This is a genomic window from Amycolatopsis sp. NPDC051716 (genome assembly GCF_040681595.1).
Taxonomy (GTDB): Bacteria; Actinomycetota; Actinomycetes; order Mycobacteriales; family Pseudonocardiaceae; genus Amycolatopsis.
Genome location: NZ_JBFAZA010000001.1, coordinates 386,945 through 403,598, shown reverse-complemented (window position 1 = coordinate 403,598; position 16,654 = coordinate 386,945). Strand labels below are relative to the sequence as shown.

Genomic DNA, 16,654 nt, shown 5'->3' with positions numbered 1-16,654 from the left:
CGGTCCGACTGCCGGAGGGCATGATGGGGAAGCGCGTCACCCGGATCACCGCACTGGGTTTCACGATCGCCGCTTCGGCCGCGCTGGCCGCGCCGGGTGTGGCGAGCGCCGATCCCAGCCCCACCTTGGGCGGCGACTGCCAGGCCACGCTGCAGCAGGGGAGTGCGAACGGCCTGGTGCTCGACGCCGGCGCCCCGCTGAACGCCCCGAACCAGCTCACCATCGGCCTCGACTCGAGTTCGCGGAACACGAACGGCTCGGCCCCCCTGCTCACGCTGCCGCTCGGCGACACGGTGAAGGCGCTCGGCATCGGCCGGGTGCCGCTGGTCGGCGACGCCGCCGCGAAGGGCGTCTGCCCGGTCGCGCAGGGCACGGTCAACGCGGTCGGCAACCTGACGCAGGGCGTGGCCGCCGGTCTGCCGCCGCTGCCCCTGCCGCCGGCGCCCGGCCCGAACCCGCCCCAGCCTGCTCCGCCCGCGCCGCCCGCGCCTCCGGGTCCGACCCCGCCGAGCCCGGGGCCGAACCTGCCCGGCTCGAGCACCGGCCCGGTGGTCACCGGGCCGGGCAACGCCGGCCTGGCGGGCGACGCGATCTCGGGCATCTTCACCAACGCCGCACTGCTGCCGGGCACCCTGGTGCAGGCGCCGGTGATCGCGCAGATCATCCCCGGTCAGCAGGTCCCGCCGCCGACCGTCGACGCCGAGCGGTCCGGCACGGCGGAGGCCCTCCCGGCGGTCACCCCGCCGGCGAAGCTGCCGATGCTGCTCGCGGTGCTGGCGCTGGCGATCGTCGCGGCCGCGCTCGTCCGGGCCTGGATCCGCCGCAGCCCCGCCTGACGCACGGTGACCTCGGCTTCCACCCGAATGCCGGACATTTTTGAACGAGCGGGCGTCACCCGGCTGCCTTAACGTCGTTGTACTGGTAAGTAGGCGACGAGACCAGGGGCGGCGAGCATGCGGGATCGGACACGGAGGGCAACGGCGGTCGGTGCGGCGGCGGTCGCCCTCGCGGGTTCGGCCGTGCTCGGCATGCCCGGCACCGCCTCGGCGGACACGCTCACGGCCAAGTGCGGTGACACGATCAGCGCCAAGCCCGGGGACACCGTCAAGGCCACGACGCCGCTGCTCGGCCTCCCGCTCAACCTGGGCGTCGTCACCGAGGGCACGAAGGTGCTGACCGGGACGATCAACGCCATCCTCGGCACGCTCTGCCAGGTCACCGTGAACGTGGTGAACACCGTCGTCTCGCCGGTGCCGGTGGTCGGCGCGCCCGCGGCGAGCGCCATCAACCAGGGCGTCCAGGGCGTGACCGGCGGCACCCAGCAGGGCCTCCGCTCGCTCACCGGCGGCGGTCAGCCCGCGCCGCAGCAACCCGGCGGCACGGGCGGGAACCCGCAGCAGCAGCCACCGGCCCAGGGCGGGTCCGGGGGCGCGCCGCAGCAGGGCGGGACCCCGGCGGGCACCACGCCGATCCCGGACGCGAACAGCCCGCTCCTGCCCGGCTTCGCGAGCACCCCGCTGTTCGGCGGCTTCCCGTTCACCTTCGGCACGGGCTACGCCCCGATGCGCGACTACAGCGGCATCCCGTTCGCGACGGCCGGGTTGTTCACCCCCTCCCCGGCGATCCGGTACGGCAGCCAGATCCCCGGTTACGCCCCGCAGTACGGCCTCACCGGTCCGGCCGGCACGCCGGACGCCGGCTCCGGCGTGCAGACCGCGGGCCAGGCGGAAGCGCTACCCTCGGCGTCGGACGGCTTCACCAACGGGTCGAACCTGCCGCTGCTGATCGCGGTCCTGGCGCTTTCCGGAGCCAGTGCGGGCCTCGTCCGCACCTGGGTGCTCCGCCGGATGGCCGCTGCGAATTGATCCAACTGCCGAGTATCTTTCACGTATCTCGGTCGTTCATTCTGGTGTTGCCCGGAACGACGCCCCCGTAATTCCCTGGAGGACAGTGCTCGTGCGGAAGACCCTGACCGTCACCGCCATGGTCGCTTTCTTGGCCGGCGGCGCATTCCTCTCCACGGGCACGGCCTCCGCCGCCACGACCCTCGTCAGCAACAGCTGCACGGGCTCGGTCAGCGGGCAGGTGGGCGACCAGGTGGCGATCGACGGGGCTTCGGTCAAGACCCTGGTCACCAACGGCGCGAACAACGCCGGGACCCTCGCCGTCGGCAGCTGGGCGGGCGATTCGATCGCCAAGAACCACTCGATCCCGGTCGGCCAGGTGCCGAACGCCGCGGGCGGGGAGGCGAACGGGGCCGCGATCGGCAAGGCGGTGCGCACCGCGCTGGCCGCGTCCGGCACGTGGGGCCTCGGGCTCGACTGGAACAAGACGCTGAACAGCGTGGAGAGCACGGTCGCCGCGGGCTGCGGCCTCACGGTGCTCGCGAGCAACTACGTGGCTCCCAGCACCCCGGCCCAGCAGGGCGGCGGCACCGGCGCCCAGCAGGGCAGCGGTACCGGCACCACCCCGGGTGGCGCGTCGGGCAACCTCTCGAACCTCAACCCGGGCACCGCCGGCGGCACGGGCGGCAGCGCCCCGATGCGCGACTACGGCGGCATCCCGACGGCGACCGCCGGCACGGCCGTCGCCCCGGGCGTGCGCTACCCGGCGAACGGCACCCTTCCCGGCGACGCGGCCGCCCCGCAGGCGGGCGCGGGCGACCAGAGCGGCCAGGGCGTGGACATCCGCGACGCCGGCAACGCGCAGTCGGTGGCCTCGAGCAGCGCGCCGAACGACGTGCAGCTGCCCATGCTGATCGCGGTGATCGTGCTCGCCGGCGTGACCGCCGGGCTCGTCCGCACCTGGGTGCTCCGCCGGGCCGCCTGACCCCCGGAGAAGACCCCGCTGTCCGGTCTCCTCGAGGCCCCCAGGTAGCCTTACCTGGACAAACCCTCCTGTCACGGACAGTCCGTGACCGCGAGCCCATAGGAGGTGAGTGGTTGTGTCACGCCATTACGAGGTAATGGTCATCCTGGACCCCACGCTCGACGAGCGCACTGTCGCTCCGACGCTGGACACCTTCCTCAACGTGATCCGCACTTCGGGCGGAAGCGTCGAGAAGGTCGACGTCTGGGGCCGTCGTCGCCTCTCGTACGAGATCAAGAAGCACGCCGAGGGCATCTACGCCCTGCTCGACCTGAACTCGTCCTCGGACGCGGTGAAGGAGCTGGACCGCCAGCTGTCGCTGCAGGAGACCGTGCTCCGCACCAAGGTCATGCGTCGCGAGGTCAAGCGCGCCGCGGCCAAGCCCGCCGCCGCCAAGGCCTGAGCCGAAGGGGAATCCCGATGGCTGGAGACACCGTCATCACGGTGATCGGCAACCTGACGTCCGACCCGGAACTGCGCTTCACCCCCTCCGGTGCGGCGGTCGCGAACTTCACCGTCGCGTCCACCCCGCGCACGCTCGACAAGCAGTCGGGCGAGTGGAAGGACGGCGAGGCGCTGTTCCTGCGCTGCAACATCTGGCGCCAGGCGGCGGAGAACGTCGCCGAGTCCCTGACCCGCGGCGCCCGCGTCGTCGTGCAGGGCCGCCTGAAGCAGCGGTCCTTCGAGACGAAGGAAGGCGAGAAGCGGACCGTCGTCGAGCTCGAGGTCGACGAGATCGGCCCCTCGCTGCGCTACGCCACGGCCAAGGTCAACAAGGTCAGCCGCGGTGGCGGCGGTGACTTCGGCGGCGGTGGCGGCGGTGGGAACCGCGGCGGCGGCGGTGGCGGCGGAATGCCGGCCGACGACCCGTGGGGTTCCGCGCCGGCCGCGAGCAGCAGCGGCGGTGGCGGCGGCTTCTCCGACGAGCCTCCGTTCTGATCTCGTACACATCCACAAAGATTTGAATTACCAGGAGTAGACAGTGGCCAAGCCACCCATCCGCAAGCCCAAGAAGAAGGTCTGCGTGTTCTGCAAGGCCGAGAAGAAGGGCCGCCCGGAACTGATCGACTACAAGGACACCAACCTGCTGCGGAAGTACATCTCCGACCGCGGCAAGATCCGTGCCCGTCGCGTCACCGGCAACTGCAGCCAGCACCAGCGTGACATCGCCATCGCGGTCAAGAACTCCCGCGAGATGGCGCTGCTGCCCTACACCTCGACCGCGCGCTAAGGGAGGGCACAGACATGGCGAAGATCATCCTCACCACGGACGTGGCCAACCTGGGCGGCCCCGGCGACATCGTCGAGGTCAAGGACGGTTACGCGCGCAACTACCTGCTCCCGCGGGGCTACGCGATCCCGGCCTCCAAGGGCGCGGAGAAGAACGTGCGCACCATCCAGCGCGCGCAGGAGAGCCGTCGCATCCGCGACCTCGACCACGCCAAGGAGATCAAGGCGACGCTGGAGGGCCTCGGCGCCATCCAGCTCACCGGCAAGGCGGCCGAGGGCTCGAAGAAGCTCTTCGGCTCGATCACCTCGGCCGAGATCGTCGACGCGATCAAGGCGGCCGGTGGCCCGCTGCTCGACAAGCGCGTCATCGAGCTGCGCGACCACATCAAGACCGTGGGCAAGCACTCGGTCGGCGCCCGGCTGCACCCGGACGTCAAGGTCGAGGTGCGGCTCGAGGTCAAGGCCGTCGCGCAGTAGCAAGGCAGTTACGTCGTGAAAAGGCGGGTCGCCCCTGGTGGGCGGCCCGCCTTCACGCTTTTCGGGGAACCTCGGACACCTCGGCGGCGTCGGAGGAGAATGGGCGCCGGATGCGAAGGGGTGGATCGGGATGGGTAACGAGGTCAACATGTCCGCGCCGGCCGGTGGCGGCGGCTTCACGTTCGACGCCGACAAGATCGACGGCGTCATCAAGAAGTGGCAGGACCTGCAGGCCGACCTGAAGCGCGACTACGACGACGCCAACCTGATGGCGAACGTGAAGGCGCCCGGCAAGGAGTTCGCGAGCGGCGACTGGGAGAAGCTCGCGAACCCGTCCGGCAAGGCGTTCCTCGAGCAGAACCAGAAGATGCAGGACTACGTCAAGAACTACATCGAAGCGCTCACCGCCGCGAAGCAGAAGATCACCACCAAGGAGTCGGACGCGTCCGCCGACCTTTCGAAGACGGGGAATCAGCCCACGTGAACCGACGACTCATCGCCGTCCCGGCGCTGGCCTTCGCCGTGCTCGCGCTCGCCGGCTGCGCCGGCAAGACCCGGGGCACCGCCAACCCGGCGCCGTCCACCGCCGAATCGAGCAGCGACGCCACCCGGTCCACCGCCGACACCGCGCCGAGGGTGCCGAGGCCGCTGGACACCGCGTCGATCACCTCGGACGCCTGCGCCACGATCGACGCCTCCGGGCGCTCCACGCTGGCCCTCGGCGAGGGCGCTCCGCGCACCACGGGCAACGGCCCGAGCTGCACGTTCCAGGAAGCCGCCGACCCGGGCAACCAGATCGACGTCACGACGGTGACGGCGAACAAGAACGGCCTGCAGGACGTCTACGACACCAAGGCCAACGACGCCTACTTCGGCGAGTCCCAGGCCTACGGGTACCCGTCGGTCTACGCGGCGGCGGTGGACGGGCGCAAGAGCGGCAAGTGCGGCCTGTTCGTCGGGGTGACCGACCAGCTGGCGGTCAACATCCTGGTGCAGTACGACCACGGCGCCGGGGCGTCGGACCCGTGCTCGGTGGCGCAGAAGTTCGGCGAAGCGATGATCCACGCCTTGGGAGGCTGAGATGCTGGAACTGGTGCTCCTCGGTGGCTTCGCCGCGTACAACATGGCCACCACGCATTCGGACGACCACACGTCGGTGCAGGGCGACCGCAAGATCGACTGCTACGACATCTGGGAGAAGATCACCACCGGTCCGGGCGCCGGTTCGATCGAGAACGGGCAGTCGGCGGCGAGCCGGCTGAAGGGCGCCTACTCCGAACGCCTCGGCACGATCGACGCGCTGGCCAGGGAGATGGACGCGGCCTGGACGGGCGGCGGCGCCGAAGCGGCGCAGAACGCCGGCGCGCACCCGCTGCGGGTGTGGATGCAGGACTCCGGCACCAAGCTCACCGACTCCGACAAGTACCTCGGGGAACAGCACAACGCCTTCACCACGGTGCACGCGCAGGTGCAGCCGGTGCCGAAGGACCCGCCGAAGAACAACCTGCTCAACGCGGTGACGCCGTGGACGACCGACACCGACCGGGCGATCCGCGACTACAACGCCAAGGGCCAGGCCAACGTCGACGCCTTCAACACCTACTACAAGGCGAGCAACGACAACGGCCAGAAGATGCCGACGTACTCGGCGCTCCAGGGCCAGCAGGAGAACGTCAACGTCGACGGCGGCAAGGACGGCAAGAAGAAGCCGGGCGGCAAGGACGGCAACGGCACGGGGGACGGCAACGGCAACGGGACCGGGACCGGCAATGGAACCGGAACCGGGACCGGCTCGGTGCCCGGCGTGAACATGCCCGGGCCGGGCGGTGTCCCGTCCTTCCCCGGCCAGCCGAACACCCCGGGTGGCAGCTTCGACCCGGGCAAGGTGCCGGGCTTCGACCCCGCGAAGCCGCCGAACTTCGACCCGTCGCAGATCCCGGGCGGGAACTACGACCCGTCGAAGATCCCCGGCGTCGGCACCTACACGCCGCCGAACTTCAGCGACGGCACCCACTCGTCGGGGTTCACGCCGCCGAAGATCCCCGGAGCCGGCGGCTTCGGCCCCGGCGGCTCGGGCGGCGGCGGCGCGGGCGACTTCTCCATCCCCGGCGGTGGCTTCGGGCCCGGCGGCTCGGGCGGCATCGGCGACCCGGCGGCGGGCTTCGGGCCGGGCGGCGGCGGCTTCGGCCCCGGCGGCGCGACCGGTGCCATGCCCGGTGGCGCGGACGCGGCCGGCACCGGCCGGGGCGGCGCGGGTGCCGGCGGCGCGATGGGCGGCGCGGCGGCGGGACGCGGCGCCGCCTCCGGGATGGGTGGCATGGGCGGCATGCACCCCGGCGGAGCCAAGGGCCAGGGCGGCGGCGACGAGGAACGCACGTCGAAGTACCTGCTCGGCGACGACCCGAACGACATCTTCGGGAGCGACGAGCTGACGGCGCCGCCGGTCATCGGCGAGTAGCGCACGCGGGGCCACCGGGCGCGTGCCAAGATGGGCGCGCCCGGCGTTTCCCGTGATCACCGGGTTCATCGAGGTCGAGCATTAATGGGGGAAGAGCGGTGCTGGACAGGCAGGTCACCATCACGACCGGCGCCCTGATCACCTTGATCCGGCGCCGGGGCGGCGAGCCGCACACGGTGCTGTCCGAGACGCCGACCTGGTACAGCGACGAAGCCCAGCGCGCCGAGGACGAGCGGGCCAACGCCGAACTCGCCAAGGCCGGGCTGTTCGGCCCGCGCGGCATGCACCCGGGGTTCGTCGCGACGATCGAGGCGATCGCCCGGCCGCAGCTGGAGTACTACGGCTGGGTCGACGGCGGGTTCCAGGGCAAGCCGGTGAGCTACCGGCTGCTGGCCGGCAGCGCCGGGGGCGAGGCGTTCGTGCTGGCCAAGCACGAGGAGCTGGACGTCGTCGTGCTGGAGTCCTCGCGGCCGGGTGAGCTGCTCGACGACTTCCTCGGCCAGATCCCGAAGCTGGCCCCGGGCCGCGGCACACCGATCGCCGTGCCGAAGAGCCAGCTCGAGGGGACCGCCCGCAGGGACGACGGCGGGTTCGCCGTGCTCCGCAGCGACCGCCCGGCCGACGGTTCGCAAGAGGTCGAGGAGCTCCGCCGGATCCTCGCGTTGCGCCGGATGGGGAGTGGCAGCCTCTACGTCGCGGCCCGCAGCCGCACCGGCGCGCGGCACCGGATCGAACGCCCGGTGAACTACATCGATACGTCGGAAGGCCGGTGGCTGACCGAGGAGATTCCGGGACGCGGCGAGAACCGGATCGCCTTCACCCCGGCCGACCAGCGCGTTCTCGCCGACCGGTTACGCAGCGCACAGGGCCGGCTCACCGCGGCCTGACCGAACGTGCGTTCAGGCCACCGGGTGACGCGTCTACCCTCCGTGATATTCATCCACAGGCCGTGTGGGTCAATGGGCTCGAACTGGTCCACGACACGCCGAACGACGGACTTCGCGCGACACGCCGGACGAGTTTTTCGCAAGTTCTCCACACCTTGTTCACAGCCTTTGACCTGCGGATTTCGCAAAGCCGATCACGCTTGTCCCCAACTTGTCCACAGCTCTGGCGGCACCTGTGATTGGTTACCCCCATTCATCCCCAGGTTGTCCACAGAAGGGTCCCCACCCTGAATTGCCATCGGCCGTCCGGGGGATCTAGCGTGCCCGCTCGGGCCTGTACTCACGGTGGCGCTCCGCGTGTCTGCGGCAGCCGGCCGGCGTTGTCGCCGATCATCGGGGGACGAGGTCCGGGGTGGCCGGACGCACGAGCGCCGGCCACGTGCTTCGAGAGCGAAGATCCGGCATACTCGAACGAGTGTTCGACACGATGAGGAGGTGTCCGGGGCGGTGGCGCTGACCGACGACCGCAGTCCGATGTACGCGGAGTCCGACCCGGGCCCGAGCGATCCCGGCGGCCCCGGCGGTGGCGCGTTCGACCGCCAGCCGCCGCAGGACATCGCGGCCGAGCAGTCCGTGCTCGGCGGCATGCTGCTGTCCAAGGACGCGGTCGCCGACGTCATCGAGGCGCTCGGCCCCGACGACTTCTACAAGCCCGCGCACCAGGCGATCTACGACTGCATCCTCGACCTCTACGGCCGTGGCGAGCCCGCCGACCCGATCACCATCTCGGCGGAGCTGGAGCGGCGCGGGGAGCTGGGCCGCGTCGGCGGCGCGCCCTACCTGCACACGCTGATCGCGACGGTGCCGACGGCGGCGAACGCCGGCTACTACGCGGAGATCGTCTCGGAGAAGGCGGTGCTGCGCCGCCTGGTCGAGGCGGGCACCCGGATCGTGCAGTACGGCTACGGCGCGGCCGCCGCCGACGGCGCGAACATCGACGAGGTGGTCGACCGCGCGCAGGCCGCGATCTACGACGTCACCGAGCGGCGGACCAGCGAGGACTACGTCGCGCTCGAAGAGCTGCTGCAGCCGACGATGGACGAGATCGACGCGATCGCCTCGCGCGGTGGCCAGTCGCAGGGCATCCCGACCGGCTTCACCGACTTCGACGAGCTGACCAACGGGCTGCACCCGGGTCAGATGATCATCGTCGCCGCCCGGCCCGGTGTCGGCAAGTCGACACTGGGCCTGGACTTCGCGCGCTCGGCGTCGATCCGCCACGGCCTGACCAGCGTCATCTTCTCGCTGGAAATGAGCCGCACCGAGATCGTCATGCGCATGCTTTCGGCCGAGGCCAAAATCCGCCTCGCGGACATGCGCGGCGGCAAGATGTCCGACGACGACTGGACGCGGCTGGCCCGCCGGATGAGCGAGGTGTCCGAGGCGCCGCTGTTCGTCGACGACTCGCCGAACATGACGATGATGGAGATCCGCGCGAAGGCGCGCCGGTTGAAGCAGCGCAACGACCTCAAGCTCGTCGTCCTCGACTACCTCCAGCTGATGACGTCCGGCAAGCGCGTCGAGTCGCGGCAGCAGGAAGTCTCGGAGTTCTCCCGGCAGATGAAGCTGCTGGCCAAGGAGATCGAGGTCCCGGTGATCGCGATCAGCCAGCTGAACCGTGGTCCGGAACAGCGCACGGACAAGCGCCCGATGCTGTCCGACCTGCGTGAGTCCGGCTCCCTGGAGCAGGACGCCGACCTCGTCATCCTGGTCAACCGCCCGGACGCCTGGGAGCGGGACGACCCGCGCGCGGGCGAGGCGGACCTGATCATCGCGAAGCACCGCGCCGGCCCGACGGCGACGATCACCGTCGCGCACCAGCTGCACTACAGCCGCTTCGTGGACCTCTCGCACGACTAGCCGAGGGCGCCGTACCCGCGGACGAAGGCCGTGAGGAGCCGGCCGAACGTCTCGCGGTCCTCCTCCGGCCAGTCCGCCATGACCTCCGCGAACACCCCGCGGCGGAAGGCGTGCAGCTCGTCGAGGTGCGCCTGGCCGGCTTCGGTCGGTACGAGCACCGCACGCCGCCCGTCGCGCTGATCGGCTTCGCGGCGAAGCAGCCCTTGCTCGACAGCGCGCGCCACGAGCCTGCTGGCACGCGGCTGGTCGACGCCCATCGCCGCGCTCAAGGCCGTCACCGTACTGGGCTCGCCGCGTTCGGCGAGCTCTTCGACGACGTCGAGCAGCTCGAACACCGGGTCGTGCGCGCCGCGGCCCCTCGCCTTGCCGATCCGGCTGAGGGCTCGCCGCTGCTGGCTGCGGCGGATCGCGATCATGGCGCGCTCGACGTCGGCCACGGCGTCCGGCATGGTTGCTCCCTCTTCAAACTACATGTACTTTTACATGCAGTTGTTCACCGACATCTCGGAGTCCTCATGAAACCCCTCGGCTGGTGGCTTCGCCACCTCCACGAGCTTCTCGAATCCTCCATGGCCCGGACCCTCGACGCGGAGTCACTGACTCGCCGGCACTGGCAGGTACTCAACACGATCGCTCTCGGCGCGCGCACGCCGGAGCAGGTCGACACGGCGATGGCGCCGTTCGTCACCGGCGAGGGCCCGATGGCCCCGAAGGTGGCCGACCTGCGGGCCCGCGGCTGGGTCGGCGAAGACGGCACCTTGACCGCCGACGGCCGCGAAGCCCATGCCCGCGTCGAAGAGCGCATCAAGGAGTTCCGCACGAAAGCCGTCGAGGGCATCAGCGACGACGACTACCGCACCACGCTGCGCACACTGGAACGGTGCGCCGCGAACCTCGGCGCCGACTGAGGAATATCCCGGGCCGCGGCAGCGTCGGATACTCTAGTAGTTGAACTTTCAAGCACTGGAGCGCCCGATGACCCGCACCCCGGTTCTCTACCTCAGCCACGGCGCCCCGCCGCTCGCCGACGACACGACGTGGACCCGCCAGCTCGCCGGCTGGTCCGCCGACCTCCCGAAGCCCCGCGCGATCCTGGTCGTGTCGGCGCACTGGGAGGAAGCGCCGCTGACCATCGGGGCGACGACGACCGTGCCGCTCGTGTACGACTTCTGGGGCTTCCCCGAGCGCTACTACCAGGTGGAGTACGCGGCTCCCGGCGCGCCGGAGCTGGCCGCGAAGGTCCGGAAGCTGCTTCGCTCGACTGAGACGCCGGTGCACGACGCCCCGGAGCGCGGCCTCGACCACGGCGCCTACGTGCCGCTGGTGGAGATGTACCCGGACGCCGACATCCCGGTGCTGCAGGTCTCGATGCCTTCGCTCGACCCACGGGAGCTGTTCGACGTCGGCCGCAAGCTCGCGCCGCTGCGCGACGAAGGCGTGTTGATCATCGGCAGCGGCTTCTTCACCCACAACCTGAGCGGCATGGCCCGCGCCACCGATGGGACGCCGCCGGCGTGGTCGGCCGAATTCGACCACTGGGGTGCCGAGGTCCTGCGCAGCGGCGACGTCGACACGCTGCTGGACTTCCGCCACAAGGCGCCGGCGGCGACGCTCGCGCACCCGCGGATCGAGCACTTCGCGCCGCTGTTCGTCTCCCTCGGCGCCACTTCGGACGAGGGTTCGGGCCGCACGGTGATCGACGGCTTCTGGCACGGCCTGGCGAAGCGTTCCCTCGAGTTCTCCTGACCGGCCCGCGAACGCGAACGAGCCCCAGGAGCCGTGTCGGCTCCTGGGGCTCGTCGTCTCCAGGGAAGGAGTGCTATCCGGTGTTCGCGGGTGGTCCCGCAGCCGCGGTCACGTCGCCGGAGCGCTCCGTGCGAGGTCGCCCTCGCGGCGCGGTGGAGCGCCTGCCGCCGTGACAGCGGGGTTCGTGGGCCGGCGGGTTCCCCGGTTCCGGAGAACCCGCCGGCGTCACCGCACTACTTGCGCTTCACCAGACCCAGCAGCTTCGCGAGGAAGCCGGTCGAGTCCAGACCCGACATCGCCGGCACCTGCGGGGTGCTGTCCAGCACCGGCAGCTTCGCGTTCACCGGCAGGGCCGGGACGGCCGGCAGCGCGGTCGGCAGAGCCGTCGGCAGGGCCGTCGGCAGCGCGGTGGGCAGCGCCGTCGGCAGGGCGACGGGCAGGGCCGGGGCCGCGACGGGCAGGGCCGGGGCCGCGACGGGCAGGCCGGTGGCCGGCACGTCCGCACGCTGGGTGCCGTGGCCCCCGAGGGTGCCCAGCGACGCCAGGCCGTTCACCGGCAGCGCCGGGACCGAGGGCAGCGCCGGCAGGGCCGGCTTCGGCAGCGCCGAGGCGGAGGGCAGGGCCGGCTTCGGCAGCGCCGGAACGCCACCCAGGGCCGGCAGCGCGACGGGCAGGCCGGCAGCCGGCACGTCCGCACGCTCGGTGCCGTGGCCCCCGAGGGAACCCAGCGACGCCAGGCCGTTCACCGGCAGCGCCGGGGCCGAGGGCAGCGCCGGAGCCGGCAGGTGCGCCAGACCCGAGGCACCCGACAGCGGGCTGGTCACCGGCGGCACGTCGGCGCGCTTGGTGGCCAGCGGAGCCGCGACCGGCAGCGCGGGCAGGCCCTGGGTGGGCAGCCCGGCGGTCGGCAGGTTGCTCGCGAGCCCGGCCACCGCGGGCAGGCCCTGGGTGGGCAGCTTGGCGGCCGGCAGGTTGCCGACGAGCCCGGCCACCGCGGGCAGGCTCTGGGTGGGCAGCTCGGCGGTCCGCAGATTGCCGACGAGCCCGGCCACCGCGGGCAGCGCCCGCATGGGCAGGCCCTGGGTGGGCAGCCCCTGGGTGGACACGTTGTTGGTCTGCACCGCGCTGGTCAGCCCGTTCAGCGACGGAAGCCCGCCGACCAGACCGGCGACCGGCAGCTTGCCCGACAGCCCGTCCAGCGACGGCAGTCCGCCCTGGGTGGGCAGACCGCCCTGGGTGGGCAGGCCACTGCGGAGCGCGGCCAGCGACGGCAGCTCGTCGGCCGCCAGCTCCGAGCCCTCGTGCGGGAACGCGATGGGGTCCGCGGTCTCGTCGTCGATGCTCGTCGCGTCCGTCGCGTAGGCGGTGGCGACGCCGAGCAGCTCGAGGGGCACGCCGAAGATCTGCACCGGGAGCGCGAACGCGTGGTACAGGTTGACGCCCGACAGGCTGGACTGGTCGCCCGTGGTGACGGCCTTGCCGCCGTTCTCCGTGGTCAGCGTGTTCTCGCCGACGGCGTGCGCGACGCCGCCCACGGTCGCCGCGTCGCCGAACAGCTGCGCGATCGCGGTCACCGGCAGGTCGAGGATGTTGCCGGAGATCGCGCCTTCGACACCGGAGGTGGTGTCGTCGCCCGAGTTCTCCACCTCGGTCATGTTGATGCCGGCGCCCTTGGCGACACCCGCCACGCTGGCGGCGTCACCGAAGACCTGCGCCACCGCCAGCGGGTCGGCGCCGATGATGTTGCCGGCCACGCTGCCGCGGTCGCCGTTGGTGGTGGAGTTGCCGCCCGCCTGCGACTCGACGTCGTTGGTGCCCGCGCCGGTGCCCAGCGCGGCCGCCGCGATCCCGTCGCTGAAGACCGTGCCGGCGCCCGCGATCGGGGCCTTCACGATGTTGCCGGTCAGCGCACCGTCGCGGCCGTCGGTCAGGGCGTTGCCGCCCGCCGTCGCGTCGGTGATGTTGTCGTTCTCACCGGTGCCGATGCCGCCGAGGGCGCCACCGACGCCCATCGCCTGCACGGGCAGCGCGACCGGGGCCTCGATGATGTTGCCCGCGCCGGCGCCCGCCGGGCCGGTGGCCTTGACGTCGCCGCCCGCGTTGGACGTCGTGTCGGTCGAGCCCTTGCCGTGGCCCTGGCCGATGAAGGCGCCACCGATGTTGGCGACCTGCACCGGCAGCGACGCCGGCACCGTGCCCAGGTTGGAGCTCAGGAAGCCGTTGTCATCGTGGGTGTTGCCACCGCCGCCGCCGGAGACGACCTTGGTCTCGTCGGCCGCGCCGGAGCCCTGGCCGATGAACGAGCCGCCGATGCCGAAGACCTCGGCGGGGAGGCCGACCGGCACCTGGACGATGTTGCCCGAGCCGGACGAGTTGTTGCCCAGCGTGCCGTCGTACCCGCCGGCGATGACCTTCTTGTCCTCGGTCGCCGCGCCGGTCGCGTTGCCGATGTGGCTGCCGCCGACACCGAAGACCTCGGGCGCGCCCGCGGCCTGGGAGTTGACGATGTTGCCGCCGAGGAAGGCGCCGTTGCCGCGGGTGTAGCTGCCGTTGCCGGCGGTGGCGTCGGTGGTGTTGTCGTGCGCGGCGTTCGCCTGGCCGATGTAGGTGCCACCGATGCCGAAGGCCTCGACCGGCAGCGCGATCGCCGGGTTCAGGACGTTGCCCGACCCGCTCGAGTTGTCACCGGCGGTCGTGACCAGGCCACCCGAGTCGGCAGTGCTGGAGGAGCTGCCGGCTTCGGGGAGACCCGCCGAGGCGTTGCCGATCCACGAGCCCGCGACACCCGCGACGTTCGCGATCGGGGACAGCGCGGCCGATCCGGCGTTGCCGGACAGGAACGAGTCGTTGCCGCTGGTCGTGAGGTAGGCCGGGCTGCCGCCGCGGAACAGGCGGTTGGCGCCGGCCGTGGCGTCGTCGGAGGTGTTGCAGCCGTCCGAGTTCGACAGCGAGCCCCACACCGCACCGGAGTTGCAGTTGAACTTGACCGGCAGGGCGATCGGCGCGCCGACCACGTTGCCCGACCCGGAGGCCCGGTCGCCGGAGCTCAGCAGCGAGCCACCGGAGGCGGCGACGGTGTCGGCGGAGTAGCCGTGGCTCTGCCCGTTGCCGAGCAGGTAGGACGCGGCGTTGCCGGTCACCTGCACCGGAGTGGCGAACTGGCCCGCCACCACGTTGCCGGAGAGCGAAGAGCCGTCGCCGTCGGTGTCGACGTCACCGGTCTCGGTGGTGCTCTGGCTGGCCGACCCACCGATCACGCGGCCGGTGCCGCCGGCGACGCCGCCGCCGTTCCCGGCGATCTGGACGGGGAGCGCCCAGTCGAGGACGACGGCGTTGCCCGCGAGGCTGGAGTCCTGGCCCGTCGTCTTGACGTCCTGGTCGTGCGACCAGGTCTGCGAGTGGTCGGTGCCCGCGACGTTCGCGTCGCCGATCACGCCGATCGCGTTGTCGACGATCTGGATCGGGACGACGAGGTCGCCGGTGACCTTGTTGCCCTTGAGGTTCCGGTGGCTCGGGGTGAACTTGCCGACCAGCGTGCTGTCGCTGATCGGGCTGGCCTGGTCGAACTGCTTCGCGGCCTCGTTCGCGGCCTTGGTGGCCGGCTTGGTGCTCAGCTCCGTCTGCCCGGCGGGCAGGTCCAGCTGGCCGAACGGGACGCCGACCGCGTTGTTGGCTTCCTGGATCGGAACCGTGACGTTCAGGTCGAGCGGGGAGGCAGGGGTGTCAGGGTTGACGTTCTCGTCAGCCGAGGCGATGCCGGTGCCCAGCATCAGCAACCCACCCGTGACAAATGCGGTCTGGAGTCCGCGCTTTGCCCACGTCTGCATGGGGTTTTTCTCCTTTATTTCGGGTTCCCTTGCGGGTTCATGGGTGTGCGCTCGTCGAAAAGGGGAATGGCGTCCGAGCGCACCGAGGGGATGGCACTTGGTGCGGGCGCGAGAAAGCGCACCGCCGTGTCACGGGGATGGAGCGGACGCGAAGCCGTCAGCGAAGGACGGACGTGGACGCGTCAGCGGCCCGTGAAGGGAGGTGTTCAGTCAGGAGTGACGCCGGGCTGTTCGCCCGGGGTGCGCAGCGAGTGGCGCAGGCCGGCGCGGCTCATCGCCGCGACGGCGGTGTCGACGGCATCGGTCGTCCAGAAGGGGACGCCGAAGTTGAAGCCGTCGAGGTGTCCACCGGGGGCCGTGGTGCCACCCGGGGCGGTGGGGACGGCCGGCGCGATCGGAAGCTGCGCCGGAGTCAGCGGCGACGGCAGGTCACGGTGCCCGTTGCGGGCGTGGCCCGCGGCATCGGTGCTGTCGTCGTACTGCCAGCCCGCCGGCATCGCGAGCGCGGCTCGCTGCGCGGCGGGAAGTTCGACGGCCGGGCCGGCGGGGGTGCCCGCCGCCTGGCCGGCGCCGGAGGTCACCGGCTCCTGCTCGACCGGGACGAGGCCCGGGAGGACGGGAAGCGGGACCAGGCCGCCGTGCTGGGCCGGGTCGAGCAGCTGCCACACGTGGCGGCCGAAGTCGGTGGCCGGCTCGGGGGCGATGGTCTGCTCGATGACCTGGCGGGTGTCTTCCGGCTTGCGCGCGATGTGCTCGAACGCGCCGAGGGTGCGCTGGGCCGGGCTCAGCACCGCGTCGTCGGCGAGGTCCGTGACGGAGTTGCCGACGTGCTCGGAGACCTCGTGCTGCAGGGTGGCGGCGTCGGTGCGGCCGCACGGGCGCGGGGCCTGCGGCTCGCTCCAGGTCGTCGCGTCCTGGTGGCAGACCGCGTCGGCGACCTCGCCGGCGACGTCCCCCGCGAAGTGCCCGGCACCGCGGTTCGCGTCGCCGAGCCCGGCCGCCGTGGCGTCGGTGACCGGCGTGACGGAGGCGGTGCCGACCTCGACGGTCGGGCCGGCCGCGGTGTCCGCGGAAGCGGTGGCGCCGGAGACGAGCCACGCGGCGGCGGTGCCCGCCACCGCGCCGCCGAGCACGAGCAGCGCACGCGACACGAGACGGCCGGCGCGCTTGGCGCCCTGCCCCTCGTTCGTCGCGGTGTTCGCCACTCGTCGTCTCCTCGTACTTCGTTCGTGATCAGGTCG

At 71.8% G+C, this 16,654-nt stretch carries 17 protein-coding genes; 14 read left to right on the top strand and 3 right to left on the bottom strand.

What is annotated here, in order from left to right; genetic code table 11:
• The first annotated feature begins 23 nt into the window (after positions 1-23).
• The 12 genes from AB0M30_RS01945 (at position 24) to dnaB (ending at position 9,840) form a co-directional block, all read left to right on the top strand.
• Positions 24-836, top strand: a complete 813-nt coding sequence (locus tag AB0M30_RS01945) for a hypothetical protein (RefSeq protein WP_364578644.1) — start codon at positions 24-26, stop codon at positions 834-836.
• 117 nt (positions 837-953) lie between these two features.
• Positions 954-1,865 (top strand): hypothetical protein, encoded by a 912-nt coding sequence (locus tag AB0M30_RS01940; protein ID WP_364578642.1) that lies wholly within the window; start codon positions 954-956, stop codon positions 1,863-1,865.
• A gap of 118 nt (positions 1,866-1,983) precedes the next feature.
• Positions 1,984-2,829: a hypothetical protein gene (locus tag AB0M30_RS01935; RefSeq protein WP_364578759.1), complete on the top strand. Its 846-nt coding sequence runs from the start codon at positions 1,984-1,986 to the stop codon at positions 2,827-2,829.
• Between the two features lie 115 nt (positions 2,830-2,944).
• The gene (gene rpsF, locus AB0M30_RS01930; protein WP_176742059.1) at positions 2,945-3,271 is read left to right on the top strand and encodes a 30S ribosomal protein S6; all 327 of its coding nucleotides are present in this window, start codon (positions 2,945-2,947) and stop codon (positions 3,269-3,271) included.
• Positions 3,272-3,288: 17 nt separating this feature from the next.
• Positions 3,289-3,807, top strand: coding sequence for a single-stranded DNA-binding protein (locus AB0M30_RS01925; RefSeq protein ID WP_103340301.1), 519 nt, complete (start codon positions 3,289-3,291; stop codon positions 3,805-3,807).
• Between the two features lie 43 nt (positions 3,808-3,850).
• Positions 3,851-4,099, top strand: a complete 249-nt coding sequence (gene rpsR, locus AB0M30_RS01920; RefSeq protein ID WP_003098744.1) for a 30S ribosomal protein S18 — start codon at positions 3,851-3,853, stop codon at positions 4,097-4,099.
• Between the two features lie 14 nt (positions 4,100-4,113).
• Complete coding sequence (gene rplI / locus AB0M30_RS01915) at positions 4,114-4,575, top strand: 50S ribosomal protein L9 (protein ID WP_103340299.1); 462 nt, start codon at positions 4,114-4,116, stop codon at positions 4,573-4,575.
• A gap of 130 nt (positions 4,576-4,705) precedes the next feature.
• Entirely contained in the window at positions 4,706-5,059 is a 354-nt protein-coding gene (locus AB0M30_RS01910; RefSeq protein WP_103340298.1) for a hypothetical protein, read from the top strand.
• Entirely contained in the window at positions 5,056-5,655 is a 600-nt protein-coding gene (locus AB0M30_RS01905; protein WP_364578637.1) for a DUF3558 domain-containing protein, read from the top strand. The genes AB0M30_RS01910 and AB0M30_RS01905 overlap by 4 nt, the downstream gene beginning before the upstream one ends.
• Before the next feature lies 1 nt (position 5,656).
• On the top strand, positions 5,657-7,033 hold the full coding sequence (locus AB0M30_RS01900; RefSeq protein ID WP_364578634.1) for a hypothetical protein: 1,377 nt from the start codon (positions 5,657-5,659) through the stop codon (positions 7,031-7,033).
• A 98-nt stretch (positions 7,034-7,131) separates the two neighbouring features.
• Positions 7,132-7,920, top strand: coding sequence for an ESX secretion-associated protein EspG (locus tag AB0M30_RS01895; RefSeq protein WP_364578632.1), 789 nt, complete (start codon positions 7,132-7,134; stop codon positions 7,918-7,920).
• 507 nt (positions 7,921-8,427) lie between these two features.
• Positions 8,428-9,840 carry a replicative DNA helicase gene (gene dnaB / locus AB0M30_RS01890; protein WP_364578757.1) on the top strand — a complete coding sequence of 471 codons (1,413 nt, stop codon included), beginning with the start codon at positions 8,428-8,430 and terminating at the stop codon, positions 9,838-9,840.
• Here dnaB and AB0M30_RS01885 read toward each other — a convergent pair.
• Positions 9,837-10,289, bottom strand: coding sequence for a MarR family winged helix-turn-helix transcriptional regulator (locus tag AB0M30_RS01885; RefSeq protein WP_364578629.1), 453 nt, complete (start codon positions 10,287-10,289; stop codon positions 9,837-9,839). The two genes, dnaB and AB0M30_RS01885, sit on opposite strands and share 4 nt — an antisense overlap.
• 66 nt (positions 10,290-10,355) lie before the next feature.
• Between AB0M30_RS01885 and AB0M30_RS01880 the strand changes: the two genes are divergently transcribed.
• A complete protein-coding gene (locus tag AB0M30_RS01880; RefSeq protein ID WP_364578626.1) occupies positions 10,356-10,748 on the top strand; it encodes a MarR family winged helix-turn-helix transcriptional regulator in 393 nt (130 codons plus the stop codon).
• Positions 10,749-10,815: 67 nt separating this feature from the next.
• A complete protein-coding gene (locus AB0M30_RS01875; RefSeq protein WP_364578624.1) occupies positions 10,816-11,586 on the top strand; it encodes a class III extradiol ring-cleavage dioxygenase in 771 nt (256 codons plus the stop codon).
• 233 nt (positions 11,587-11,819) lie between these two features.
• Here the strand turns inward: AB0M30_RS01875 and AB0M30_RS01870 are convergent, their stop codons facing one another.
• Both AB0M30_RS01870 and AB0M30_RS01865 read right to left on the bottom strand, forming a co-directional pair.
• Positions 11,820-15,413: a PE-PGRS family protein gene (locus AB0M30_RS01870; RefSeq protein WP_364578621.1), complete on the bottom strand. Its 3,594-nt coding sequence runs from the start codon at positions 15,411-15,413 to the stop codon at positions 11,820-11,822.
• Between the two features lie 206 nt (positions 15,414-15,619).
• Positions 15,620-16,618, bottom strand: coding sequence for a hypothetical protein (locus tag AB0M30_RS01865; protein WP_364578618.1), 999 nt, complete (start codon positions 16,616-16,618; stop codon positions 15,620-15,622).
• Positions 16,619-16,654: the final 36 nt, after the last annotated feature.